Source organism: Hydrocoleum sp. CS-953, assembly GCF_002260545.1.
GTDB lineage: Bacteria > Cyanobacteriota > Cyanobacteriia > Cyanobacteriales > Microcoleaceae > Trichodesmium.
On sequence record NZ_LGSU01000331.1, the window covers coordinates 1 to 2,771 of the forward strand.

The following is a 2,771-nucleotide window of genomic DNA, read 5'->3' on the forward strand; positions in this document are numbered from 1 at the left end:
TGAAAATTTTCTTCTATTGCGTATAGAGCAATAGTAGTTTCATTCCCTGAAGCTCCCGGAGGTGGATGATGAAAATTTTCTTCTATTGCCTATGGAGCAATAGTCGTTTCATTCCCTGAAGCTCACGAAGTTGGATGATGAAATTTTTCTCTCCTTTATTATTGCGACCTACGCAATAGTAGTTTCATTTTCTTAAGCACTCCTAGATGGAGGATGAAATTTTTTTCTATTGCGACCTACGCAATAGTAGTTTCATTTCCTGAAATACTTTGAAATGGATAACCATGAGAAAAATTATTAGTGCAGCATAGTCGGGGAGGATGGCAAAATAAAAATCTAAACTTCCAACAATACTAATTCTGATGACTATAGCTAACCCTGATTCACAAAAATTAAACAAATACTACGAAGGTTTGAGTAAAAATGATGTAACTTGGCATTGGCAAGAATGGCAAGGACAACCTTACCTCACCTGTAGCCTTTTACAAAATTGGCCTCATGGTTTTTTTACTCACCATTTTTCCCCTAGCACACCGACAGAATTAGTAGATGTCTTACATCCCTCTGCTGAGGTATATCGTGTCAAACAAGTACATGGTAATACTGTACTTACAACAGGGAAATCTACTCTTGAAACTGAAGCAACTTATGCCGAAGCTGATGGCCTACTCACTGAAAAAGCAAAACAAGCAGTTTGGGTATGTAGTGCTGACTGTGTTCCTGCTCTAATTGCTGACCAAAAAACGGGACAAGTAGCGGCCATTCATGCTGGATGGCGTGGTACTGCGGCAAAAATTATCCCCGTGGCATTGGCAGGTTTTCAGGTCCACGGGAGTCAATTATCTGATTTGTTGGTTGTCCTTGGTCCGGCTATTGCTGGAGAGGTTTATCAAGTCTCTGAAGAGGTGGCAGCTCAGGTGGGAATGACTATTTTTCCAGAAATAGGGAAGACAAGTATTGAAGATATTTTGCATTTTCTGGAGCTTTTGCCAAACTCACCAATTTTATCCGATCCTGAACCGGGAAAAGTTCGCTTAGATGTTCGTTTAGTTAATTTCTTACAATTGGAACAGTTAGGTATTAGTAATAAACAGGTGGCGATCGCTCCTTATTGTACTTATCAACAACCGGACTATTTTTTCTCTTATCGGCGTGAAAAACAGAAAAAGGTGCAGTGGTCAGGAATAGTTAGTGGCTGATACCGTTGCACGGAAGTCAAAAGTCACAATTAAAAAGTCAAAAGTTATTTTTAATAAACAGAAAACTTTGTTATTCAGTAGTTTCAAGGAATTATTTGACATTAGAACTTTGAAACTATTTGTGAGATCCTTAAAGTGAAATGGTATGAGATTAAGTCATTTCAGTTATCAGTTATCATTACCGACCGCTGAAGTCAGAGCTTTGAAATACCGAAGCTGTTTTTTTCATCTCCTATCCAAGGGGAGGCTATTGACCTTATTTTTTTTCAAAAGTAATACAAGTTAATAATAGGTATTTGGAAAAAAACTGTATACTTCTGAGATGATTTTGTTTATTTTCCTTGTGTTAACCTAATACTACTTGGAAAAAAGAATGCTACAAAAAGGTGCATCTCGCTAACAGATTCTGAAAAAGAGCTACTCTAATTTATTTTAGAGAGTTTTATGTTAGACAGTTATCTCGATCATTTTGCCCTTTTTTTTCAATATTTACTTTTTCTCTCCTAGATAACTAAAGCCTTGTTCCTTGTTCCTTGTTCCTTGTTCCCTCTTACTTAGAGATATTTGTACAGTTAACTAGGCATATTTCTCGAAAAGTGGATAAGATTAAAATACTATAATCGAATATTGTGTCACAGTTTAAAAGACTATTAATAAATTCCTATGAGCAATCAGAGTCATTATCAACAACTTGGTCTCACTGAAGATGCTTCTTTTGAGGAAATTCAAGCAGCAAAGGAACGTTTGAAGCAACAGCACGGTGATGATCGGAAAGTTATGGAAAATATTGAAGCTGCTTATGATGCTATTTTGATGGACCGTCTACGGTTGCGTCAAGAAGGCAAAATTAAAGTGCCTGAGCGTATTCGGTTTCCTGAAAGGCAAACAAAAAAGGCTCCTGATACCCTAGGTTCAGGGCCAACTAATCAAGGACCTGTTTGGCTACAAAATTTGATTGATACTCCTAGTCAAGCTGATATTATCTGGCCTACTGGTATATATGTGGTCTTAGGGGCAATTAGTATTATTCAGCCTTCTAGCTTACAGTTAACTTTGGCTTTGGGAGTTGGTGGTTGTCTTTATTTCCTTAACCGTAAAGAAAATAAGTTTGGCCGTGCTGTTTTGTTAACAGTTGGTGGTTTAATTTTTGGATTAATTTTAGGACAAATACTGAGTGCTTTGGCAACTGGTTTAGCAACAGAAATATTTATTACTTTGGTAACTTTTTTGGTGTTATGGATGATTAGTTGTTTTTTGCGTTAGTTTTTTAGAGAAGGAAGAAGGTGGAAGGAAGAAGGGAGAAGGTGGAAGGGAGAAGGTGGAAGGGAGAAGGAAAAGGAAAAAAGAAATTATGGTATTTTTCTCCTAAATTTTTCTGATTTATTACTGAAAAACTATAGCTTTTAGGGTTAAGGAAATTTTGAGTCATTGATTTGAGTAAGTCAGAGGGAATGAAAAAGAAGCCAGAATTTTATTCTGGTGTTTTACTTCTAAATTTTTCTGATTTATTACTGAAAAACTATAGCTTTTAGGGTTAAGGAAATTTTGAGTCATTGATTTGAGTAAGTCAGA

Annotated in this window: 2 protein-coding genes; both read left to right on the forward strand. The window is 36.4% G+C overall.

Translation table 11 applies throughout. The features are described from left to right. The first annotated feature begins 362 nt into the window (after positions 1-362). Positions 363-1,199: a peptidoglycan editing factor PgeF gene (gene pgeF / locus AFK68_RS03065; RefSeq protein WP_094671534.1), complete on the forward strand. Its 837-nt coding sequence runs from the start codon at positions 363-365 to the stop codon at positions 1,197-1,199. A 663-nt stretch (positions 1,200-1,862) separates the two neighbouring features. After that, complete coding sequence (locus AFK68_RS03070) at positions 1,863-2,462, forward strand: CPP1-like family protein (RefSeq protein ID WP_094671536.1); 600 nt, start codon at positions 1,863-1,865, stop codon at positions 2,460-2,462. Positions 2,463-2,771 lie beyond the last annotated feature (309 nt).